The sequence below is a fragment of the Methylocapsa acidiphila B2 genome, assembly GCF_000427445.1.
Taxonomy (GTDB): domain Bacteria; phylum Pseudomonadota; class Alphaproteobacteria; order Rhizobiales; family Beijerinckiaceae; genus Methylocapsa; species Methylocapsa acidiphila.
The window spans coordinates 2,701,531-2,721,313 of record NZ_KE386496.1 but is presented as its reverse complement, the minus strand read 5'-3'; the positions used below and the strand labels follow the sequence as shown (position 1 = coordinate 2,721,313).

At 63.5% G+C, this 19,783-nt stretch carries 16 protein-coding genes; 10 read left to right on the top strand and 6 right to left on the bottom strand.

The annotated features are described in order from the left end of the window. The first annotated feature begins 141 nt into the window (after positions 1–141). Positions 142–1,200 (top strand): ferrochelatase, encoded by a 1,059-nt coding sequence (hemH, locus tag METAC_RS0115355; RefSeq protein ID WP_026607735.1) that lies wholly within the window; start codon positions 142–144, stop codon positions 1,198–1,200. 65 nt (positions 1,201–1,265) lie between these two features. On the opposite strand, the gene galE is transcribed toward hemH, so the two are convergent. Further along, on the bottom strand, positions 1,266–2,273 hold the full coding sequence (gene galE, locus METAC_RS0115350; protein ID WP_026607734.1) for a UDP-glucose 4-epimerase GalE: 1,008 nt from the start codon (positions 2,271–2,273) through the stop codon (positions 1,266–1,268). 321 nt (positions 2,274–2,594) lie between these two features. Here galE and galU point away from each other — a divergent pair, with 321 nt between their 5' ends. Together galU and METAC_RS0115340 are read left to right on the top strand one after the other, a co-directional pair. After that, positions 2,595–3,485 (top strand): UTP--glucose-1-phosphate uridylyltransferase GalU, encoded by an 891-nt coding sequence (gene galU, locus METAC_RS0115345; protein ID WP_026607733.1) that lies wholly within the window; start codon positions 2,595–2,597, stop codon positions 3,483–3,485. Positions 3,486–3,568: 83 nt separating this feature from the next. Then, positions 3,569–4,135 carry a DUF2852 domain-containing protein gene (locus tag METAC_RS0115340; RefSeq protein WP_245257502.1) on the top strand — a complete coding sequence of 189 codons (567 nt, stop codon included), beginning with the start codon at positions 3,569–3,571 and terminating at the stop codon, positions 4,133–4,135. A gap of 65 nt (positions 4,136–4,200) precedes the next feature. Here the strand turns inward: METAC_RS0115340 and arfB are convergent, their stop codons facing one another. After that, positions 4,201–4,623 (bottom strand): alternative ribosome rescue aminoacyl-tRNA hydrolase ArfB, encoded by a 423-nt coding sequence (gene arfB / locus METAC_RS0115335; protein ID WP_026607731.1) that lies wholly within the window; start codon positions 4,621–4,623, stop codon positions 4,201–4,203. Between the two features lie 99 nt (positions 4,624–4,722). Here arfB and METAC_RS23895 point away from each other — a divergent pair, with 99 nt between their 5' ends. Beyond that, positions 4,723–5,688, top strand: coding sequence for an extensin-like domain-containing protein (locus tag METAC_RS23895; RefSeq protein WP_425338916.1), 966 nt, complete (start codon positions 4,723–4,725; stop codon positions 5,686–5,688). Here the strand turns inward: METAC_RS23895 and METAC_RS23890 are convergent. Beyond that, the gene (locus tag METAC_RS23890) at positions 5,685–8,930 is read right to left on the bottom strand and encodes a GH36-type glycosyl hydrolase domain-containing protein (RefSeq protein WP_156898242.1); all 3,246 of its coding nucleotides are present in this window, start codon (positions 8,928–8,930) and stop codon (positions 5,685–5,687) included. The two genes, METAC_RS23895 and METAC_RS23890, sit on opposite strands and share 4 nt — an antisense overlap. A gap of 151 nt (positions 8,931–9,081) precedes the next feature. On the opposite strand from METAC_RS23890, the gene METAC_RS0115320 reads away from it, so the two are divergent. Both METAC_RS0115320 and METAC_RS0115315 read left to right on the top strand, forming a co-directional pair. Continuing rightward, positions 9,082–9,489, top strand: a complete 408-nt coding sequence (locus tag METAC_RS0115320; protein ID WP_026607730.1) for a GlcG/HbpS family heme-binding protein — start codon at positions 9,082–9,084, stop codon at positions 9,487–9,489. A gap of 148 nt (positions 9,490–9,637) precedes the next feature. Then, positions 9,638–11,062: an L-serine ammonia-lyase gene (locus METAC_RS0115315; RefSeq protein WP_245257501.1), complete on the top strand. Its 1,425-nt coding sequence runs from the start codon at positions 9,638–9,640 to the stop codon at positions 11,060–11,062. A 98-nt stretch (positions 11,063–11,160) separates the two neighbouring features. Here METAC_RS0115315 and METAC_RS0115310 read toward each other — a convergent pair whose 3' ends face one another. Continuing rightward, complete coding sequence (locus METAC_RS0115310) at positions 11,161–11,580, bottom strand: winged-helix domain-containing protein (protein WP_026607728.1); 420 nt, start codon at positions 11,578–11,580, stop codon at positions 11,161–11,163. Positions 11,581–12,086: 506 nt separating this feature from the next. Here METAC_RS0115310 and METAC_RS0115300 point away from each other — a divergent pair. From METAC_RS0115300 to METAC_RS0115280, 4 genes are all read left to right on the top strand, one after another. Further along, positions 12,087–12,635: a formaldehyde-activating enzyme gene (locus METAC_RS0115300; RefSeq protein ID WP_026607727.1), complete on the top strand. Its 549-nt coding sequence runs from the start codon at positions 12,087–12,089 to the stop codon at positions 12,633–12,635. A 61-nt stretch (positions 12,636–12,696) separates the two neighbouring features. Next, positions 12,697–13,068, top strand: coding sequence for an Ig-like domain-containing protein (locus tag METAC_RS0115295; protein ID WP_156898241.1), 372 nt, complete (start codon positions 12,697–12,699; stop codon positions 13,066–13,068). A gap of 873 nt (positions 13,069–13,941) precedes the next feature. Continuing rightward, positions 13,942–15,315: a hypothetical protein gene (locus METAC_RS0115285; protein WP_156898240.1), complete on the top strand. Its 1,374-nt coding sequence runs from the start codon at positions 13,942–13,944 to the stop codon at positions 15,313–15,315. A 233-nt stretch (positions 15,316–15,548) separates the two neighbouring features. Next, positions 15,549–15,995, top strand: a complete 447-nt coding sequence (locus tag METAC_RS0115280; protein ID WP_026607723.1) for a hypothetical protein — start codon at positions 15,549–15,551, stop codon at positions 15,993–15,995. 22 nt (positions 15,996–16,017) lie between these two features. Here METAC_RS0115280 and METAC_RS23885 read toward each other — a convergent pair whose 3' ends face one another. Together METAC_RS23885 and ilvD are read right to left on the bottom strand one after the other, a co-directional pair. Continuing rightward, on the bottom strand, positions 16,018–17,280 hold the full coding sequence (locus tag METAC_RS23885) for a cation:proton antiporter (RefSeq protein ID WP_156898239.1): 1,263 nt from the start codon (positions 17,278–17,280) through the stop codon (positions 16,018–16,020). A gap of 404 nt (positions 17,281–17,684) precedes the next feature. Continuing rightward, positions 17,685–19,535 (bottom strand): dihydroxy-acid dehydratase, encoded by a 1,851-nt coding sequence (gene ilvD, locus METAC_RS0115270; protein ID WP_026607722.1) that lies wholly within the window; start codon positions 19,533–19,535, stop codon positions 17,685–17,687. Positions 19,536–19,783: the final 248 nt, after the last annotated feature.

Below are 19,783 nucleotides of genomic sequence, written 5' to 3'. Positions count from 1 at the left end.
GCTCCAGAGCGGGATGCGAAAAAGTGGAATCCGGTTTTTCGCGGAAAATCCCGCTCTCGTTTTCGAAACTCGATCACGTCGCCCGCTTTTGGCTGTTTCATCCGAAAGCATCGTGATCTAGCCAATCAGGCTCAGAGATCCATGTCACAGTCCGACGCTCTCGCGCGCAAGAACGCCGCGGCTCCGCATAGCAAAATCGGAATCCTTCTGGTCAACCTCGGTACGCCGAGCGCGCCGAGGTTTTGGGCGGTGCGCCGCTTCTTGAGGGAGTTTCTGTCCGACCGGCGCGTCGTTCCTCTGCCGAGGATCATTTGGCAGCCGATCCTGCATCTTTTCGTCCTCTGGCTGCGGCCGGCCCGGCTCGCCGGCAAATATGCCGCGATCTGGAACAAGACCCTGGACGAAAGCCCGCTTAAATCCATCACGCGCGCCCAGGCGGAAAAGCTCGCCGCCTGGATCCGCGCCGGAGGCCTCGAGAAACATGGCCGGGGCGCGGAGAGCATCTTCATCGCCTGGGCGATGCGCTACGGCGAGCCTTCGATTGCGCCGGCCATCCATGACCTCAAGGCGCATGGCTGCGACCGGATTCTCGTCGTTCCGCTCTATCCGCAATATGCCGCGGCGACCACGGCCTCGGTCTACGACAAGGTGTTCGCGACGCTCGAAGGCATGCAATGGGACCCGGCCGTGCGGTTCGCGCCGCCCTATTTCGACGATCGAACCTATATCGACGTCCTCGCGACCTCGCTGCGGGCGGCGGTGTCGCGCCTCGATTTCCGGCCCGAGGCGGTCCTCGTCTCTTTCCACGGCTTGCCGAAATCCGAGATTGAAAAGGGCGATCCCTATCTGGAGCAATGCCGCGAGACTTGGCGGCTGTTGCGCGAAGAACTCGGCCTAACCGCCGAGCAATGCCCGATCAGCTTTCAATCCCGTTTCGGCGCCGGAACTTGGCTGCAGCCCTATACGGACGCCACCGTCAAACGCCTCGCCCGTGAGGGGATCAAGAATCTCGTCGTCGTCACCCCGGGCTTTTCCGCCGACTGCCTCGAGACGCTGCATGAGATCAAATTGGAGACGCGCGCCGTTTTTCTCGCGAACGGAGGCAAGAATTTCGCGCTCGCGCCCTGCCTCAACGACAGTGAGATGGGAATGATGGTGATTTTCGATCTCGTCGCCCGCGAGATCAAAGGCTGGGTCTAGTTTGTGGATATTGGACCGATCCGGTCCAATACCATGAGCCTGGTCGATGCCGTCGAGGGATCGGCCTAACGAGGCAGGGGGCCCTGCTCCAAGGGCCGGTCGCGCAGGCGGCGCTCCCAGTCGAGCGCCTGGCGGACGATCTCGTCGAGATCGTCGTGGCGCGGCGTCCAATTCAACTCGGCCTTGACGCGATTGGCGCCGGCGACGAGCGACGCCGGATCTCCGGCGCGGCGGCCGGAAATCCGCACGTCGAACGCGACCCCCGACTGCCGTTTGACCACGTCAATCACCTCGAGCACCGAATAGCCCCGGCCATAGCCGCAATTCACGGTCAGGCTCTCGCCGCCCTTGCGAAGATGGCCGAGCGCGAGAAGATGCGCGTCGATGAGGTCCGAGACCTGAATATAGTCGCGGATGCAGGAGCCGTCCCTCGTCGGATAATCGACGCCGAAAACGTCGAGCCCGTCGCGGAGCCCGAGCGCGGCCTGCACGGCGACCTTGATGAGATGGGTCGCTTTCGGCGAGGATTGTCCGAGCCGGCCCTTGGGATCGGCGCCCGCGACATTGAAATAGCGCAGAACCGCGAAGCGGAGATCATGCGCCTTGGCGACGTCCTGCAACATCCATTCGACCATGAGCTTCGAGCGCCCATAGGGATTGATGGGCGCAAGGGGCGCCTGTTCAGAGATGGGATTGAACTCGGGCTCGCCATAGACCGCGGCGGTGGAGGAGAAGATGAAATGCTTGATCTTGGCGCGCAGGGCGCAATCGAGAAGGCTCAACGCCTTCGCGGTGTTATTGCCGTAATAGGCGATGGGGTCCGAAACCGATTCCGGCACGACGATCTTGGCGGCGAAATGCGCGATCGCGTCGACGCTATGCTCGGCCAGGACCGAATCGACGAGCGCCGTGTCTCCAAAATCGCCGACGATGAGCTTCGCCGCGTCGGACACCGCCCAGCGAAAGCCCGTCGATAAATTGTCGAGCACGATAACTTTTTCGCCGGCGTCGAGAAGCGCCAGAACCATATGTCCGCCAATATAGCCGGCGCCCCCCGTGACCAGAACCGTCATGCCCGCTCCCTTCGCTGCTGCAATATTTTCTTAGAGCGAGACGCTGAAAAGTGGAAAGGAGAAAGGGAAGCGGAAGCTGATTTCCTTCGGTCGAATGTCTCCGCGCGCACGTTTGTCCCGCCGAAGTCATGCAATCGACAAGGAACTGATCCAGACGAACGCGAACCGTCGGCGATGCCGACGATTCGAGCCCGCGCGTGCCGCTGGGCGCCGGCTCGGCCCGGACTCGCCGAGGCGCCGTCGCGGGTCCGCGTGTTTCCGTATTGTTATTCGCTATGTTAAATCGCAACTCGATATGGCGCAGCTTTCCAGGAACGGCAGATGAGCAAACGCATTCGCAAGGCGGTCTTCCCGGTCGCGGGTCTCGGAACGAGATTTCTCCCCGCCACCAAATCCATCCCCAAGGAAATGCTGACCATCGTGGACCGACCGGTCCTCCAGCATGTCGTCGAGGAGGCGCGGGAGGCCGGCATCGAGCATTTCGTCTTCGTGACCGGCCGCAACAAGGCGGTGATCGAAGACCATTTCGACATCGCCTATGAGCTCGAGGAGACCCTGCAAAGGCGCGGCAAGATCAAGGAATTTGAAGCCTTGGCGGCGCAACTTCCGGCCGCTGGAGCGACCAGTTTCACCCGCCAGCAGGCGCCGCTCGGGCTCGGTCACGCCATATGGTGCGCCCGTGAGATCGTCGGCGACGAGCCCTTCGCGGTATTGCTTCCCGACATGGTGACGGCGCCGGCCAATGGACAGGGCGGCCGTTGCCTCGCGCAATGCGTCGCGGCCTATGAGAAGCACGGCGGCAATATTATCGCGGTTGAGGAAACCCCGTGGGAGGAGGCGCATCAATATGGCATCGTCTCCGTCGGCAAGGATTTCGGCGACGCTTTCGAGATCACCGGCATGATTGAGAAGCCGCCGAAGGGGACGGCGCCTTCCAACCTCATGATCTCCGGCCGCTACGTCCTTTCGCCCGAGATTTTCGCAATTCTGGAAAAAGGCGAGAAGGGCGCCGGCGGTGAAATTCAACTGACGGACGGCATGAAGATTCTGGCCCAGACTCAGGCTTTCAACGGCGTTCGTTTCGAGGGCAAGACCTATGATTGCGGCTCGAAGCTGGGTTTCCTCGCCGCAAATGTCGCTTTCGCGCTCGCCAATCCCGAAATCGCTGGTCCTTTCAAGGCGGAATTGAAGAAGGTGCTCGGCGCCGTCTGACGCTGGTGAGGCCGGCCTTTTCGGGATGCTCTCGCGAGAATGTGATCGTCGCCGCGACTCCCGCATCGAGAGAGGGTCCACATATGTCATGCGCGCCTTGGGGCGCCGCTTTGTTCGACAAAGCGATCACCTGGGAGCAGACGATGAGCGCTGACATGGGGCAAGCTTACGATGGGTCCTCGATGGGACAAAAAGGCGGGCCCGGCTGGGGCGCCTGTGGGCGCGGCCAGCCTTGGCGGCCGGTCGAGCTTTTGGCGATGATCCTCGGATTTATCGTTTTTTGGCCGATTGGCGTCGGGGTTTTGTTGTGGAAGGTTTGGCAAAGAAAGACCGGTTATCAGGGCGACATTCTGGCCTTCGGACGCGAGAAATGGGGAAATAGCTCGAATTGGAGCTGGGCCTGCAGCTCCGGCGGCTGGCGCTCCGCCGCCAATCCTTGGCGAGGCTTCGGCTCGAGCGGCAATCTCGCCTTCGACGACTGGCGCTCCGCCGAGCTCGCGCGGCTCGAGGAAGAACGCCAAAAGCTCGTTCAAGCCGAACGAGAATTCGCCGATTTCATGGAGAATCTCCGCCGCGCCCGGGACCGGGAGGAATTCGAGCGGTTCATGAACGAACGGCGCAGCCAGCAGGGGCCGACGACCTCGGTCTGATTTGGCTGACTTGGTCTGATCCGATGTGACGGGCGCGACGCTTGCGCGCCCGTTTTCGGCTGCTTCTATTCCGAAGGCGCGCTTCTTAACCTTTTCGTTTCTCCGCGCCGCACTTTGCTCTCCACGCGCCGCTTGCGGGCCGAAAAGCTGGGTTTCGTCTTGATCCTCGGCTTGGGCTTTTCAGCGGCCGCGGCGATCAGCGCGAGGAGGCGCGCCAAGGCGTCCTGGCGATTGAGCTCCTGCGAGCGCCGGTTCTGGGCGAAGATCACGATCACGCCCTCCTTTGTCAGCCTGCTCCCCGCCAATCTGGCGAGGCGCTGCTTGACCGCCTCCGCGAGGGAGGGAGAGTTCGCCACGTCGAAGCGCAATTGCGCAGCCGTCTCGACCTTGTTGACGTTCTGACCTCCGGGCCCGCTCGCGCGCGCATAGGAGAAGTCGAGTTCCGCCTCGTCGATCGAGATCTCCGGCGTCGCCGCGATCCTCGGCATGGCGTTGGTCCTTCCCGCAAAGTTTCCGAACTGTTAACCGCACTGCTTTAGCGCAGGTTAATAAATTGCGCGCATGTCTCGGCGATGGCGCGACGCAACTTGCCATTCGCTCTTGTCGCGGTTCTCGTCGGCGCCCTGGCCGGCTGCTCGAACTATGAGACGCCGCGACGCCCGGCTTGGCGCACGCAGGCCGAAAACGCCTGCCTCGCGCAGCGCCTCGTCGAGCCTTCCGCCTATATTCAGCCCGCGCGCGAAATCAACGGGCCTGGCATCTGCGGGTTGACGCGGCCCTTTAGGGTGACGGCCTTGCAGGATGGTGCGGTTAGCTTCAATGCGAGCTATCTTCTCGACTGCCCGATGATCGCAGCGCTCAACGGATGGCTCGCCGATGTGGTCCAGCCGGCGGCTCGAGCGCGGTTTGGGCAACCGGTGGTCCAGATCGACTCGATGGGGACCTATAGTTGCCGCGCCATGAACAATCAATTCGGCGCGCGGATTTCCGAACATGCTTTCGGCAATGCGATCGACATCGGCGGCTTCCGTCTCGCGGACGGACGTGAGATCTCCATCGTGCGCGATTGGACGCGCGGCGACGAGCAAACCCGCGCCTTTCTGCAAGACGTCCATGCCGGCGCCTGCGCGCATTTCACGACGGCGCTCGGCCCCGGCGCCAATGTCTTTCACTATAATCACATCCATGCCGATCTCGCGATGCATGGCAATAGCTCGACTGGCCCGCGTCGGGTCTGTCGGCCGCTTCTCGGTCCGAGCGCGACGCCGCAACCGCCGCGCGACGGGCTGCCCGATGCGCCGGATATAGACGACGACGTCGATGTCGCCGAAAATCGCATCCGCAATGGCGGCGCGCTCGCCTTGCGCGGCGGCGCGGGCTCGTCGCCGATCGCGAGCATTCCGCAGGACTATTTCATCGCCGCGATGAAGACGCCCATGCGGCGCGGCGACGCGCCGACGCCTTCCGAGCCGGTGCGCGGCGCCCTGCGTGCGGACGGCGTCGATGCGCCGGAAGGCAGTCCCTCGGACTGGGATCTGCCGAAGCGCCGCTAATCGGGATCCAACGTCGCGGCGACGCCGCGTAGACTCGCATACGCTCGGGACTCGCCGGCTTCGTCCCATGTGCGGCCCAATCCAAGCACATGACGGAGCAGCACGCTCACATAGAGGCCGGGGCCGCTGGAATAGACGCGCCAGCCGCCTTCCAGCGCGATGTCGCCGACCTTCACGCGCGCCCATTCGGCGCTCGCCGCGTAGCGATCGGGGAAGGCCGCGTCGCTGCTGCTGAAATAGGCGTTGCGCTGGCGAAGCCGGGCTCGCGGCAGGCGATCCGTCGCCGCGATCGGATTTGCGAGCTGAAGCGCATCCCACACTGCATCCTGGTCGCCGAGCGCGGCCATGGCTTCCGCGTAGCGCAAATGGGCGTGAACATACATGAGTCCGATCTCACGCCCGAAAAAGGCGGAGGATTCGGCGCGGCGGAATGTGGTCTCGACGCCGCCGCGATAGACGATCGGACGGTCGATCAAGCGGGCGCCGTCTGGAAAAAGCAGAAAGTCGCGGATGAGCCGATGGTGGCTTCGTTGTTGCTCCGGCGTGAACAAGCCGCCAGTAATGCTTTGGATCATCGGCAGGAGCGAATATTTGAGCCCGGTGCGCGCATCGCTCGGATGAAGCAAGAGCTCCGGCTCGCCGCCCGCGGCGTCGAACAGGCCATAGCCAGCTATCGCGCCGTCGCGGATCAGATAGCGGTTGACGTCCTCGCGCATCCGCGCGGCGAGCGCATGGAGCGCAGAGGCCTCATCGGCTTGGCCGATGCGCCACAAGATGTCGGCGTAGCGGTTGAGCTGCTGGTGCAACAGCGAGACCGTCCAACTGCTCGCCATCCAGTCGCGCATTCGCGGATCGGCGGGTTGAAGCGAGTCGTTCCAATCGCCCTCGCCATATTTGACGAGATGCGTGCCGGGAATGAAGCGCTCGCGCAGGGCGGCGAGCAGCTTCTCGATATGCGCGGCGATCGTGTCCTTTCGCTCCGTCCGCGCGAAATTATCCTCGCGCCGCCACGCGACGGGCTCGTCGAGAAAGGCGAGATCATGGGTCGCCTCGATGTAATCGTTGAGCGCCTTGAGCGGCCAGATGATGACGTCGCCATGGCTCGTCTTGTCCTGGATGAACGAGTAGGGTTCGAGCATGAACCATTGCGGCCAATCGCCTCGGCTTTCATATTGTTGGGCGAAGACGATCCGCAAAATTTCCTTGACCGGCTCGTCATGCTCGAGCGCCAGAAGAAACTCGACGGGCCCCTGGCAGACGTCGCGCGTTCCCCACGCGGCGCCTGCATATTGCTCGAGGCCGTGCGGAACCGTCAGATGGATCATGGCGTCATGCGCGAGCCAAGGGAAAGCTGCATCGAGAGCAGCGCCCTCCGCGTCTCCGCCATCTAGGCGAAGGCCGCGCGTGACTCGCCGCCAGAAATCCGCCGCCGGCGCGAGCAGCTCTGCCTCGGCGACGCCGCTTCGATATTTTTCGGCGAGCCGATCCGCCGCTTCGGGGTTCGTCAACGATCCGACGAGCGCGAATTTGAACGCGCGTATCGGCCGTGTGCGCAGCGCGAAATAGGCGCCGTCGCGTGGGACGCCGTCGCTGAAGAGCAGTTCGTCCCCGCCGATCGCTTCGATCGCCTCGGGAGCGCTCGTAACCAGGTGGTAGATGGCGTCGGGGTAGCTTTTGCCCCACAGCGAATCGGCGTCCGGCCTGAACGATAGGCGCATTGCCGTGGCGTCGACTTCGACGTCGCCGGCGTGATCGAGCTCGCGTTCGCCAAGGACGAGATGGCCGAAGATAAGAAGCCTGCATGCTTCGCCTTCGATCGTCACGCGCCATTGCATCGCGGGATCCTCGCCCGAGGCCGCGGCGCGCAGCTCGACCACGCGCGCGCCGAAACGATAGACCCAACGGCAATCGCTGAGTCCGATCTCGAACAGGGATGGGACCGTGAGCAGACGCCAGCCGTCGCCGAAGTCGATCAGCATGCGCAAGCCGCTTGCGCGGGTGATGTTGTAAGGGTCGCGCGAGACCGACAGCAGCTTGTGAAAAGAGGTGTTGCCGATGGTGAGCTGCGCGGCGAAGACGCCATGCATCCAGCAGGTGGCGCAGAGCGTCGCCTCATCCGGCAGCATGGCTTGGCCGGAGCGGAGGATGGCGCCGTGGCGGCGCGTTACGAGCAGCTCCTTGTCCCTCAGCGCGACATGACGGTTGAGCGGCGCATCAGGACAAAAGAACGAAAGGAGGCGTTCGTTCTCGTGCTCTTCGAGGAAACGCTCGGGGCGACGCTCGGCGACGTCGTCGGGGGTCAAAGCATCGGCGATCGCGGCGGGAGCTTCTTGGATAATGCTGCGCGCCGGCGCGGCCATGACGATGGGCGCAGGGTCTGACTCGGGCCAGGCGAGGGCGTCGATCCGCGCCAGATCCGAGGCGCTCGACGCCGTCGGGTGGTCAGGCTCGTAAAGGCCGAGGAAACGCCATTCCACCGCTGCGCCGGGCGCAAGCTCGCGCGGCGCCGACTGGATCGCGGCGCTGGCGAGCTCATGTTGGAGCCGCATGTTCGGTAGGTCCGCGCCGAATGCATAGGCGAAGTCGCCCTGGTCGCGAAAGCCTGGTCCAAAAAGCTGAAGCCCGTCTGTGGCGAAGCTCTTTGCGCCGTCGAGGCAGGCGTGAAGAACCCATGGATGGCGGCCGGATTGGGCGAGGTTTTGCCGGCTCATGATCACAGGGCCGAGGCCGGGGCGACGTTCGATATGATGGTCGATATATTGCGAGGCGTAGGCCTCGTTGTTCATGAGAAAGCCCCTATCGCCGAGGCCCAGATCCTGGATGAGGACGGCGTCGAGCGGGACGGCCGCCGCGCCGACATTCATGGCTTCGAGCCGCCACATCCAGGCGGCCGCTTCAGGATGGAGCGAGAGCGTCGCGCGATGGAGAAGAAAGTTCGTCTCTCCTTCCCACGCGAAGCGATCTGGTCCCGTCCCGAAACGGCTCGCGCCGGCGGAGCCGAGGACGTCGATCGCGGCTGGCGCCGCCCCGCCGCTCCGCAGATAGAGCCGGGAAATCCCGTCGGCGATGGGAGAGCCGAGCAACTGGTTGATCATGATCGCGCCGTCGGCTCGGCGATTCTCGATCGCGAAGAGGCGGCCGTTGGGGAGAACGCCGATCGCGAGGCCGGCGCGGTTGGAGATCCATCGGAGGCCGAGATCGCGCTCTCGCGGCGTCTTCCAAATTCGGTTGCGCGAAGGCATAATGCTCGCTCCTCGTTCGGCGTCTCGAACATCCCTCGCCGTGCGTCGCTCGCCCGACGCTTCAATTATATCGAAAAATCTGATTTTCCTCAGCTCGCGGCGGGCCGATAACGCCCGTTGCGCATAATGTCGATCCACGGAGAAGCAGTCCATGTATGTCAAGAATGCGCTCAGCCTCGCCGACGCAAAAGAGATCGCCGCGGCCGCCGAGGCCGAGGCGCTGAAGAACAATTGGAGCGTGACGATCGCCGTGCTCGACGATGGCGGCAATCTGCTTTTCCTGCAAAGGCTCGATGAAGCGCCGCTCGGCTCCATCGTCGTCGCGCAGGAAAAGGCCCGCACCGCGCTCTTGTTCAAGCGGCCGACCAAAGCGTTCGAGGAAATCGTCGCCGGCGGACGCATGGCCATGCTCACCCTGCCGGGCGCGACTCCGATCGAAGGCGGCCTGCCCTTGTTGAACGGCGGACGCATCATCGGCTCGATCGGCGTGTCCGGCGTGCAATCTCCGCAGGATGCGCAGATCGCCTCTGCCGGCGTCGAGGTCGCCGCGAAATTGTGAGTGCGGCGCGGCGTCAACTCGGCGGCGGCGTCGATTCGCCCTTGATCGCCGCGTGGCGCCGCCCATTTTCAGTCATGTCGCCGCACCGGCGAATTCAGGCGTTTGGACGTTTGATCGCCGCGCCGCGAAGGCTGGGAGAGCGCCGCGCATGTTAGCCGCACCTATGATGGACGACGCGCCCGCCAGGATGCGCCGCGCCGCGGCCGCGGTCAGCGTGGTCGATCTGTTCACGATCGGCATAGGCCCTTCGAGCTCGCATACGGTTGGCCCGATGCGGGCCGCCTATCGATTCGCGAAGACCGTCCAGGCCATGGGGCTGGAGCCGTCGCTCGACGGCCTTCGCGTCGAGCTTTTCGGCTCATTGGCTCTGACGGGAAAGGGCCATGCGACCGATGTCGCGGTGATTCTCGGTCTGTCGGGTTGGGAGCCGGAAAAGGTTGATCCGGCCGAAGCGCAAGCCCTTGTCGACGAGATTCGTCGCTGCGGCGCGCTGACGTTTGGCGCCGGCAAGCGCATCCGTTTCGTCGAAGCGCAACATCTCATCTATCGGATCGGCGAATTTCTGCCCGCGCATCCCAACGCGCTGCGCATCATCGGCTTGGCTGGCGAGCGAGTCCTCCTCTCGCAACAATATTATTCTGTCGGCGGCGGCGCGATCGTTCTCGACGGCGAGGATCTCGCCGCGCCTGAGCACTGCTCGAATTTCCGCTTGAGATTTCCGTTCTCGTCCGCGGCGGAATTGCTCGCCATAGGTCATGAGAACAATCTACGAATTTACGAGGTGATGCGCGCGAATGAACAATCATGGCGCGAGGATGTGGAGACTCTGGCCTTCGTTGATCGGGTGCGCGCGGCCATGCTTGCGAGCATCGAGCGCGGCTGCGCCCAAGGCGGGGTCTTGCCGGGCGGACTCAAGGTCCGCCGCCGCGCGAAGGCGCTGCACGCCGAGCTGATCAGGACCGAGGCGACGGTCGATCCGTCACGCATTTTTGATTGGGTCAGCCTCTACGCGCTTGCCGTCAATGAGGAAAACGCGGCCGGCGGGCGCGTCGTCACGGCGCCCACCAATGGCGCGGCGGGCGTGCTTCCGGCCGTGCTGAAATATTACGAGACTTTTTGCGCAGGGGCGACGCTCGCCGGATCGCGCAACCTTTTGCTCGCCGCGGCGGCGATAGGGGCGCTCTACAAGAAGCGCGCCTCCGTGTCGGCGGCGGAAATGGGCTGCCAGGGAGAAGTCGGAGTCGCCTGCTCGATGGCCGCCGCGGGCCTTGCGGCCGCGCTTGGGGCGACCAATGAGCAAGTCGAGAACGCGGCCGAGATCGGCATGGAGCATAATCTCGGCCTGACATGCGATCCGATCGGGGGCCTCGTCCAGATCCCTTGCATAGAGCGCAACACGATGGGCGCGGTGAAAGCCATCAACGCGGCGCGCCTCGCTTTACGCGGCGACGGCGCGCATCATGTTTCGCTCGACGCGGTGATCGAGACGATGCGCCAGACCGGGCGCGACATGCAGTCGAAATATAAGGAGACCAGCCTAGGCGGACTCGCCGTCAATGTTGTCGAATGCTGACAGCGTGCTGTCAGCCGCCGACAAGGCGAGAACGACCCGAAGCCGAAACCGACGCCGCGAGCGCTTTGCGGCGTGGTCCGCTATAGATCCGCTTTTGATTATGCGGGGGTGCGCTTGGCTCGGGCCTTAGGCAGCGTCCATTTGCCGTCGACGCCTTTCACGAGGCCGCGCTTTTTGAGGGCCTGAAGCGAAAAGGACACGGTGCGATTGCTGATGTCGCGGCCCGCTGCCTTGATCTGCTCGGCGATCTCGGCCACCGACAAAGCGCCGTGCTGGTCGAGGACTTCGGCGATGGCCGCGCCGATGGTCTGACGACCTTCCGGCTGAGGCTCGGCTTCCGACGGAGCGGCCGTCCGTTTTGGCGCGCGTCCCGGACGCCCCCTTGGAGCCGGCTCCTTCGCGGCCTTGGCCGGACCTTTTTCCAGCGCCTGGAGCTCGCGCTCGGCGATGCGAAGGTCGTTGATCTTCGCCTCCAGTTCCGCAATTCTCTCGCGGATGCGATCGAGTGATGTGTTCATGTGTTTCTGCTTACCATGTAGAGTGACGGAAAGGATTGCATCCTGCCTCGGCGCGAGCCGCAATCGTCGATGCGCGAATATCCTGGGCGGTGCTCCCGTGATCCTACGATTGTTCAGTTCGCGCCTACCGTAGGAACTGCTCCCCGAGCGGCGGTGTTGGTTGCATGATTCTGCCCACGAATCTATATGGACATTCTATCACCAGCATCTTTTTGGAAAAATGTCCAATAGAGTTTCCGGTAGAATGATCAATGCCCGCTTTATTTGGGCTCAAGATCGGTCAAGTCGGCGTTGTTCCGGGATCTTTGTGGGCGTTGGCCGCGCTCGCTCAACGCCTCGAGCCGCGCGAGGGAAGCGTGGGCGGGGGCGGCCATGTTGGCCTGCGCGGAGGTAGGCGCATCGCGCTGCGCGCCGCAGCTTTGCGATGAATCGGGTCCATGCGAGCGCTTCCGGCGCGCCCGTTCCGATGCTATTCGTAACCGCCCTTCGAATCAGCAGGATGAAACATGAGCGAAATTTGGCTGCGCACAGGCGAGGCGACGGTTCTCGCCGCAGATGGTCAGTTCACCGACGCGATGCCCGAGGTGATGATCGGCCATGTCCGGGGGCCGGTCGGGCATGCTTTCGCCTCCATGGCGGGACAGGTCGCCGGCCATCCGCGCATGTTCGTCATTCGCGACCTCAATCAAATGGTGAGGCCGGCGACCATGATGACCACCAAGATGACGGTGCGCTCCAACGACTATGTCGAATTGCTCGGCGGCGTGGTGCAGGCTGCGACGGGCGACGCCATCGTCGATTGCCTATCGGAAGGCGTCTTGCCGCGCGAGGCGGCGGACGAGCTTTGCATGATCATCATGGTGTGGCTCGATCCGCGCTGCGCGACGGACGCCAATCTCGATCAGCGCGACCTTTATCGCACCAATTATGAAGCGACGAAGCTCGCGATTTCCCGCGCCATGAAGGGCGAGCCGACGGTCGATGAGCTGATCGCCAACCGCAAGACGATCAGCCATTACGCGCTGGAAGGCCTGTTCGACCAAGAGGGCGAATGATCGTTGGCGAGCGGACCAGCCGGGAAGTCCGCCTTTGCTGGGCGAAGGCGAGGCGGGCGTCATGACGCGTCCGGCAATCTGGCGGGCCTGCCTTATGTTGGCCCTGGCGGTTGCGCCGGGCTTGGCGTGGGGCGACATATGCCGCCCGCGCGGGGCGTGGTTTGTCTTTGGCGTCAATGCAACCTGGCAGTTGCAATTGCAGGCGGGCGCATCCTGCACGGCGACGATCTCTCTTCCAAACGGCTGGATCGGGAGTGGCGCATTGTCGCGTCCCGCGGGACACGGAATAGCGACAATCAATGGCGCGAGCTATGAGTATATCCCCAACCGCGGGTTTGTCGGAACCGATAGTTTCCAAATGACATTGGTCGGACAGGGAGTCCACGGCTCCGGAACGTCGGTCGTCACCGTAAATATACTTGTCAAGCGGTGAGTCAGGACGTTCGGCGCGGCGTCTTATTTCCGCGAGACGGTTTCCGCGCTCGGTGGCGGCGCCGGATGCGGACATGGCGCCAAGCTTTCTCTCCTTTGAGATTAATTCCAAACCTGCAGCTCGCCGTCCTGTTCGCGGCGGCTCGGCGTCGCATGTTAAGAAAAACTTGGGATTTCTAGGAGCATGTTTCAAACAAGGCAAATGTCATATTTGCTCGAATGCGAGAGAGTTCTTCGAGCGTTGACGCCATGTTTATGGGTCAAGAAAAGCCCAACTGGTTGAAAACGCCTAGAATCGCTTGAGGAGGCGGAGAGGGTCGGTCTATCGCCGCTCGGCGTCCAAGCCGCAATTTCAACCGACGGCACAGATCAGCCACAATTACGATTTCTTAATAGGTTGTTAAAGAGCGTAGCGCCAGCCAGGTCGAGGGATGGCTAGGTTGGCAAGGAGCGTAGCGTGGGGCTTCGCCGTGGGATCTCAGATCTCGTCGGAGCCCACGGGGCGCGCTACAGGCGGACGCCCGAAACGGGGAAATTCAAGCGATAAAGCGGCGTTCCGCTCCTTTTATCCTTGAAGAGGCCGCTCTGGTTGAACGGAATCGATCGTGTTGGCTGGTTGGAATCGGTTTGATTCGGACGCGGCGCGATCGAAGCCGGCTCCTGATCGATGGGTTCGCGCAAGCATGCGAAACCGTTTCGATCGCGGAGTTTCGGAGCATGTTTTGAGTCGAGAAGTCGAGCGACTTCTTTGATGCGGCATGCTCGAGCGCCCGATGCGCGTAGGCAGGGATGCGGATCGCCGTGTTTTGGGCGGACCGCATGATTGCAACAGGAGGTCGGCAGCATGAGCATGCCTGTTATGAAACGACGCCCGATGAGCGATTCGCAGGAGCTCGAAGGACCATCTTCGCGCAGCCCGCGCGCCTCGAATCCGTGGGAAGGCGAACGCATCGCCGAGCTCGCGCAGCTCCTCGGTCGGCAAGGGGATTTAAGCAAGTCCAGCGTCCAGCTGGCTGGCCAGGTCGCCGGTCTCGCGCCGGGCGAGCGTCGGGAGCCGCCGCCCTTGGAGCGGTTCATCACCGGCGATTTTGCGGCGATCGAAGCCGGATTATTGGGTTTTGGGACGCGGGTTGAGCCGAGGGCGAGCCATCCCGGGGCCTCGGGCTCGGCGCAAGCAGAGGACAGCGACGCTTTTGCCGCGGCTGAAATTGGAGCGCATCGCGTGAATCGGCGTGAGCCCGCGATTTCGCCGCCGAGCCAGGCGCTTCGCGCCGAGCGTCAAGAGGCGTCGGCTCCGGCCTCCTTCCACAGCTTTGATTTCTCGGCCATTGAGACTGAATTGCTCGGCGCCTTGCAAAGCGCGTCGACCACGCCGAGCCAAGCCGCGAATGTCGGCGCGGCGTCTCCGATTTTGGCGGTCGAAGCCGACGAAGGTCCTTCCGCGCGCACAGCGGCGATGGGCGACGATGACTTTAGGTCGCGCGTCCCGCTTTACGCCATAGCCGCGATCATCATTGCCGGGCTTGTCGGCATCGGCGCGAGTTTCGTCTCGCAAACGGGCGAGACCGATCAGACGGAAATGACCGCGCTTCTTCCCGATGCCGCCTCGGAGGCCTTGGAGCCTTCGGAGCCTCGGGCTTTCACCGAGTCTACGGCGCAAGCTTCATCGGCCTCGGCCGATGCGGCCGGTCAGGCAGCAGCGCTCGCGCCCGCTTCGGACACTGCGCCGCGCGTGATTTCTTTGGATGAACCCAAGCGGCCGGAAGTGGCGGCCGTCGAACCGGCGGCGATCGAACCTCCGCAGCCGCAAGAAAAGGCTGAGAACTTGTCTGATCCGAGCATGGCTGTCGCGCCGGCAGCCGCCGCTCCGGTCAGGACCGTGGCGGTTCGGCCGGATGGAGCGCTTGTCCCTGGTGACGTTGCGCCCGTCACGCCGGCGCCTCGCGCCGCCGCGGCAAAACCGCAAAAGCCCGCCGCACCTCAAGCGGCCGCCGCAAAGCCGGCGCCGACCGCAGCTGGTCACGTCCGGCAAGCCCAAGCCGTAAGCGCGGCGAAAGCTAAGCCCGTCACAGCAGCGGCCAAGCCCGCGTCGCTGCATCCGGCGCCAGCCGCGACGCAATCCGCTTCGTCCACGCCGTCCACCCCTCCGGCGCCTGCTCCTGCGGCGCCGGGTCCGCTCGGTTTCGCGCAAACGGCGGTTAGCTCGATTACGTCCGGCGCCGCGAAGCTGTTCGACTGGGCTCATTGAGGCTCCCGAGGAGTCTGGTGCGAGCCGAAGCCGGACTCATGGGCCTGCGGGCTCGCTCCAAGAGCGAATCCCACCTCGTTGGTCAAGGCCGGCGATCTTCGCCGGCCGATCCCTATGAGACGAACTGTCTCGGATGATTGCGTTCATCCCTTGGCCGCTATAGGACTTTAGGTCTGCTGGTCCCGATCGTCGGGCTCAGCGCAGGTAGATCCTCTCGCTCAGGAACGGCGCCCATGGATGTCTCGAGCTTCTTGAAGTTCGTGCCGGGCGCGCTCGGCGTTGCTGGCCTTCTCACTTATATCTGGCCCGGCAAAGCTCAGTTCACCGGCCAGGTTTTCACGACCGTCGTCAATAAGCTGCGCGCTTCTTCAAGCGTGCGTATTGAAAACTACGACCGTCTGACTCCGGAGCAGATCGTCAGACTCATCGATTCGGACAGCCGCGTTAAGGGCGCGCTCACCGAACGGGAGATTGGCGTCATTCGCCTCTTGGCGACAACGCAATTCGCTCGGAGAAGCCTCGTTCTTCTCGTCTGCTCCGCGCTCATCGCCTTAAGCGCCTGGCTTGTTTTGCACCGACGCGCGCCCTTGGCTGAACGCGAAGCCTCGCGCATCTTCAACGAGCAGAGATCGCTGACATTGTCGCTTGCGTCCTCGCCGGCGATCTCGCCCGCTGGTTGATTCCGCTTGGGCGGCGCGGGCCTCAACCCTTCTGAGACATCAAGCCTTTCAGTCGGATAAGCTGCGTTGCGGCGAAATCGCCTGCGCGGCGCGCGATGAGCGCCGGGAAACCGGCTGCGCGAGCTTCGTCCGACTGGGCACGAAGCGAGATCGCGAGGGTTGGAAAGACAGCGACCGATATGACGGCGGCGCCGACGAGCGCGGAGGCGTTTTCGGTCGACATCTGGCCGGTCCGCACGCCCAAATAGGTCACGGCGACGACCAGACCAAGGGTCGTCGAGGACAAAAGCGCGAGCGGCAGCAGATCTCGGTCGGGAAGCCCGCCCCTGTAAAGTCGGATCGGCACGATCCGGATGAACAGGAGCGCCAAAGTGAAGAGAGCGAGCCGGAGAAGGCTTGCCGGGCTTGTCACAAGGCCGATGAGGTCGAGCTCCACGCCGCTCGTGATGAAGAACATCGGAATGAAAAAGCCGGAGCTGATCGACGTCAACCTGCCGACGAGCGCCTCCGTCGCGTCGCCCCGTGCCAGCAGAGCGACGATGACGCCGGCCGCATAGGCGCCGAGAACCGTCTCCATGCCAAGCTCGCTCGCCAGCGAGACAAGGCCAAGCAAAATCAAGATCGCGATGCGGACGGGCAAAATGGATCCGTCGCCCATCCAGCGCCCGATGGCGCGCGATAAGCCGTCCGCAGGCAGGGTCCTGGCGAGAAAGATCGCGCCGACGGCGATCGCCAGAAAACCTATGCTCAATAGGGTCTGATGCAAATGATGATTGGCGTGCGCCAGCGCCACCGAGGCGAGCATGACGGGCCCAAGCTCGCCCGCCGCCGCCAGGCCGAGGAGATAGCGGCCGAAATCGCTGTCGAGGTCCCCGGTCTGGCGGAGAATTGGGATGAGAATGCCGAAGGCAGTTGTCGGCAGGACCAGAGCGACGAGAAGAGGCGCGCGTAAAAGCCCTACGAAATAAAGGAGCCCGACGAATATGCAGGCCAAGCCGAACGAGGCGAGCCAGGCGATCGCGCCGAGGCGCAGCGCCTGCGCCCCGATCTTTTCCTTGTCGAAATCGAGCCCGGCCTGGAAGAAGAGGAAGGACAGGCCGACAATGCCGAGAAACCCGATCGTGCTGTCGCTCGCGACCCAATTCGCGACGCTGGGGCCGATCAGGATGCCGAGCACCAATTCGATGACCACGACCGGCGTTTGAGCGAGCTGAGGTAAGCGGCCGAGCAGAGGCGCCAGAGCGGCCACGAGGGAAATGATGAAAAGAGAATAAATCTCGCTCATTTTCAGTCTTTCCGCGGTTTTCTCATTCTGCGCCCGGACCCCAAAAGGCGCAGAAGTTTCTTGCCGAAAAGGCGGCAATCTTATTTTGAGCCGGTTCCACAGTCGGGATTTCCATCACAACGACTTTGGACGGAAAGATCGAAAAATTTCGTGATCGAGTTTCGAAAAATGGAAGCGGGATGCGAAAAATCGGTTTCCACTTTTCGCATCACGCTCTAACGCCGGCCTGTGCGGCCTCTTCAGTACGGCGACAGAATAAAGCGGAGCTTGCGTGAAAGAAACGCGTTGCGCAATGGCCTTCGCAAGCCCTTGAGGCTTACGAAAGTCACGAGACGGTCGGACAGGCGGGGTGCTCCAATCGGCGCGCGGACCGTCGCCCTCAAGGACGAGAGGGAGCTTCTACCTCAGCGCGAGAGCGCGTCGAGGCTTCTGACCGCTCCCCGCGCGGCGCTGGTCGTCAAGGCCGCATAGGCCTGCAAAGCCGTCGAGACGTTGCGGCGGCGGCTCGCGGGCTTCCAGGCGAGCTTGCCCTTCGCCTCCATCGCGGCGCGGCGGCGGCCGAGCTCCTCGTCCGAGACGGCTAGATGGAGACGCCGATTCGGTATGTCGATCTCGATCAGATCGCCCTCTTCCACGAGGCCGATGGCGCCGCCTTCGGCCGCTTCCGGCGAAGCGTGGCCAATCGAAAGGCCCGAGGTGCCGCCGGAGAAACGGCCGTCCGTGATCAGGGCGCAGGCTTTGCCCAGGCCTTTCGACTTCAGATAGCTCGTCGGATAGAGCATTTCCTGCATGCCAGGGCCGCCGCGAGGACCTTCATAACGGATGACGACCACGTCGCCGGCCTTAATTTCATTGGCGAGAATGGCGTCCACAGCCGCATCCTGGCTCTCGAAGATGCGGGCCGGACCGGCGAAGGTCAGGACCGAGGCGTCGACGCCGGCCGTCTTCACGATCGAGCCGTCCTCGGCGAGATTGCCATATAGCACGGCGAGGCCACCGTCCTTGGAGAAAGCGTGAGCGGCGTCGCGGATGGTCCCGGACTCGCGGTCGAGATCGAGCGCGGCGAAATGGGCGTCCTGGCTGAAGGCGGTCTGGGTCGGAACCCCGCCCGGCGCCGCGCGGAAGAGATGCGCAGCCGTCTCGCTCGTCGTGCGGCGCACGTCCCAACGCTTGAGCGCCTCGCCGAGGCTCGCCGCGTGGACCGTCGGCAGGCTGGCATGGAGGAGCCCGGCGCGCTCCAACTCGCCGAGAATCGCCATCACGCCGCCGGCGCGATGCACATCCTCGAGATGAATGTCAGGGACGGAAGGCGCGACCTTGCACAAAACCGGCACCCGACGCGAGAGGCGGTCGATGTCGCGCATGGTGAAATCAACCTCGGCCTCATGGGCGGCGGCGAGAAGATGCAGCACGGTGTTGGTCGAGCCGCCCATGGCGATGTCGAGCGTCATGGCGTTCTCGAAGGCCGAAAAGCTTGCAATCGAGCGCGGCAGAACGGAAGCGTCGTCCTGCTCGTACCAGCGGCGGGCGAGATCGACGATCAAATGGCCGGCCTCGATAAAGAGGCGCTTGCGATCCGCATGGGTGGCGACGAGCGAGCCATTGCCGGGCAGCGCGAGGCCCAGCGCCTCGGTCAGGCAATTCATCGAATTGGCGGTGAACATGCCGGAGCAGGAGCCGCAGGTCGGGCAGGCCGAGCGCTCGATGACGGCGACATCGGCGTCGGCGATCTTGTCGTCGGCGGCCGCCACCATGGCGTCGATGAGGTCGAGCGCCTTGGTCTTGCCGGCCACGACGGCCTTGCCGGCCTCCATCGGGCCGCCGGAGACGAAGACGGCGGGGATGTTGAGCCGCAGCGCCGCCATCAACATGCCGGGGGTGATCTTGTCGCAATTCGAGATGCAGACCATGGCGTCGGCGCAATGGGCGTTGACCATATATTCGACGGAGTCGGCGATGATGTCGCGCGAAGGCAGGCTGTAGAGCATGCCGTCATGCCCCATGGCGATGCCGTCGTCGACCGCGATTGTATTGAACTCCTTGGCGACGCCGCCGGCCGCCTCGATCTCGCGCGCGACGAGCTGGCCGAGATCCTTCAAATGCACATGACCCGGCACGAATTGGGTGAAGGAATTGACGACGGCGATGATCGGTTTGCCGAAATCGGCGTCGGTCATGCCCGTGGCGCGCCAAAGGCCGCGCGCGCCCGCCATGTTGCGGCCATGCGTCGTGGTGCGGGAGCGGTAAGCGGGCATGACATCGATCCTGAAGGTGAGGAATTTGTCCGCGACTTATAGCCAATCGGCGCGGCAAGGTCACGCGCCGCCTATGAGGCCGCAGGCGCTTCGGCGGAGCTGTCGCTGAGCTACGCTTCGGGCGCGGCTAATCGTTTTCTTTCTTGGTCGCATTCATGTTCGCGACCGCAAGCCGCCGCCGGGGCGAAGGCGGGGCATGAAATCTTCGCGCAAGGCGGATATGGAAAGAGCGCGCGTGATATTAGAAC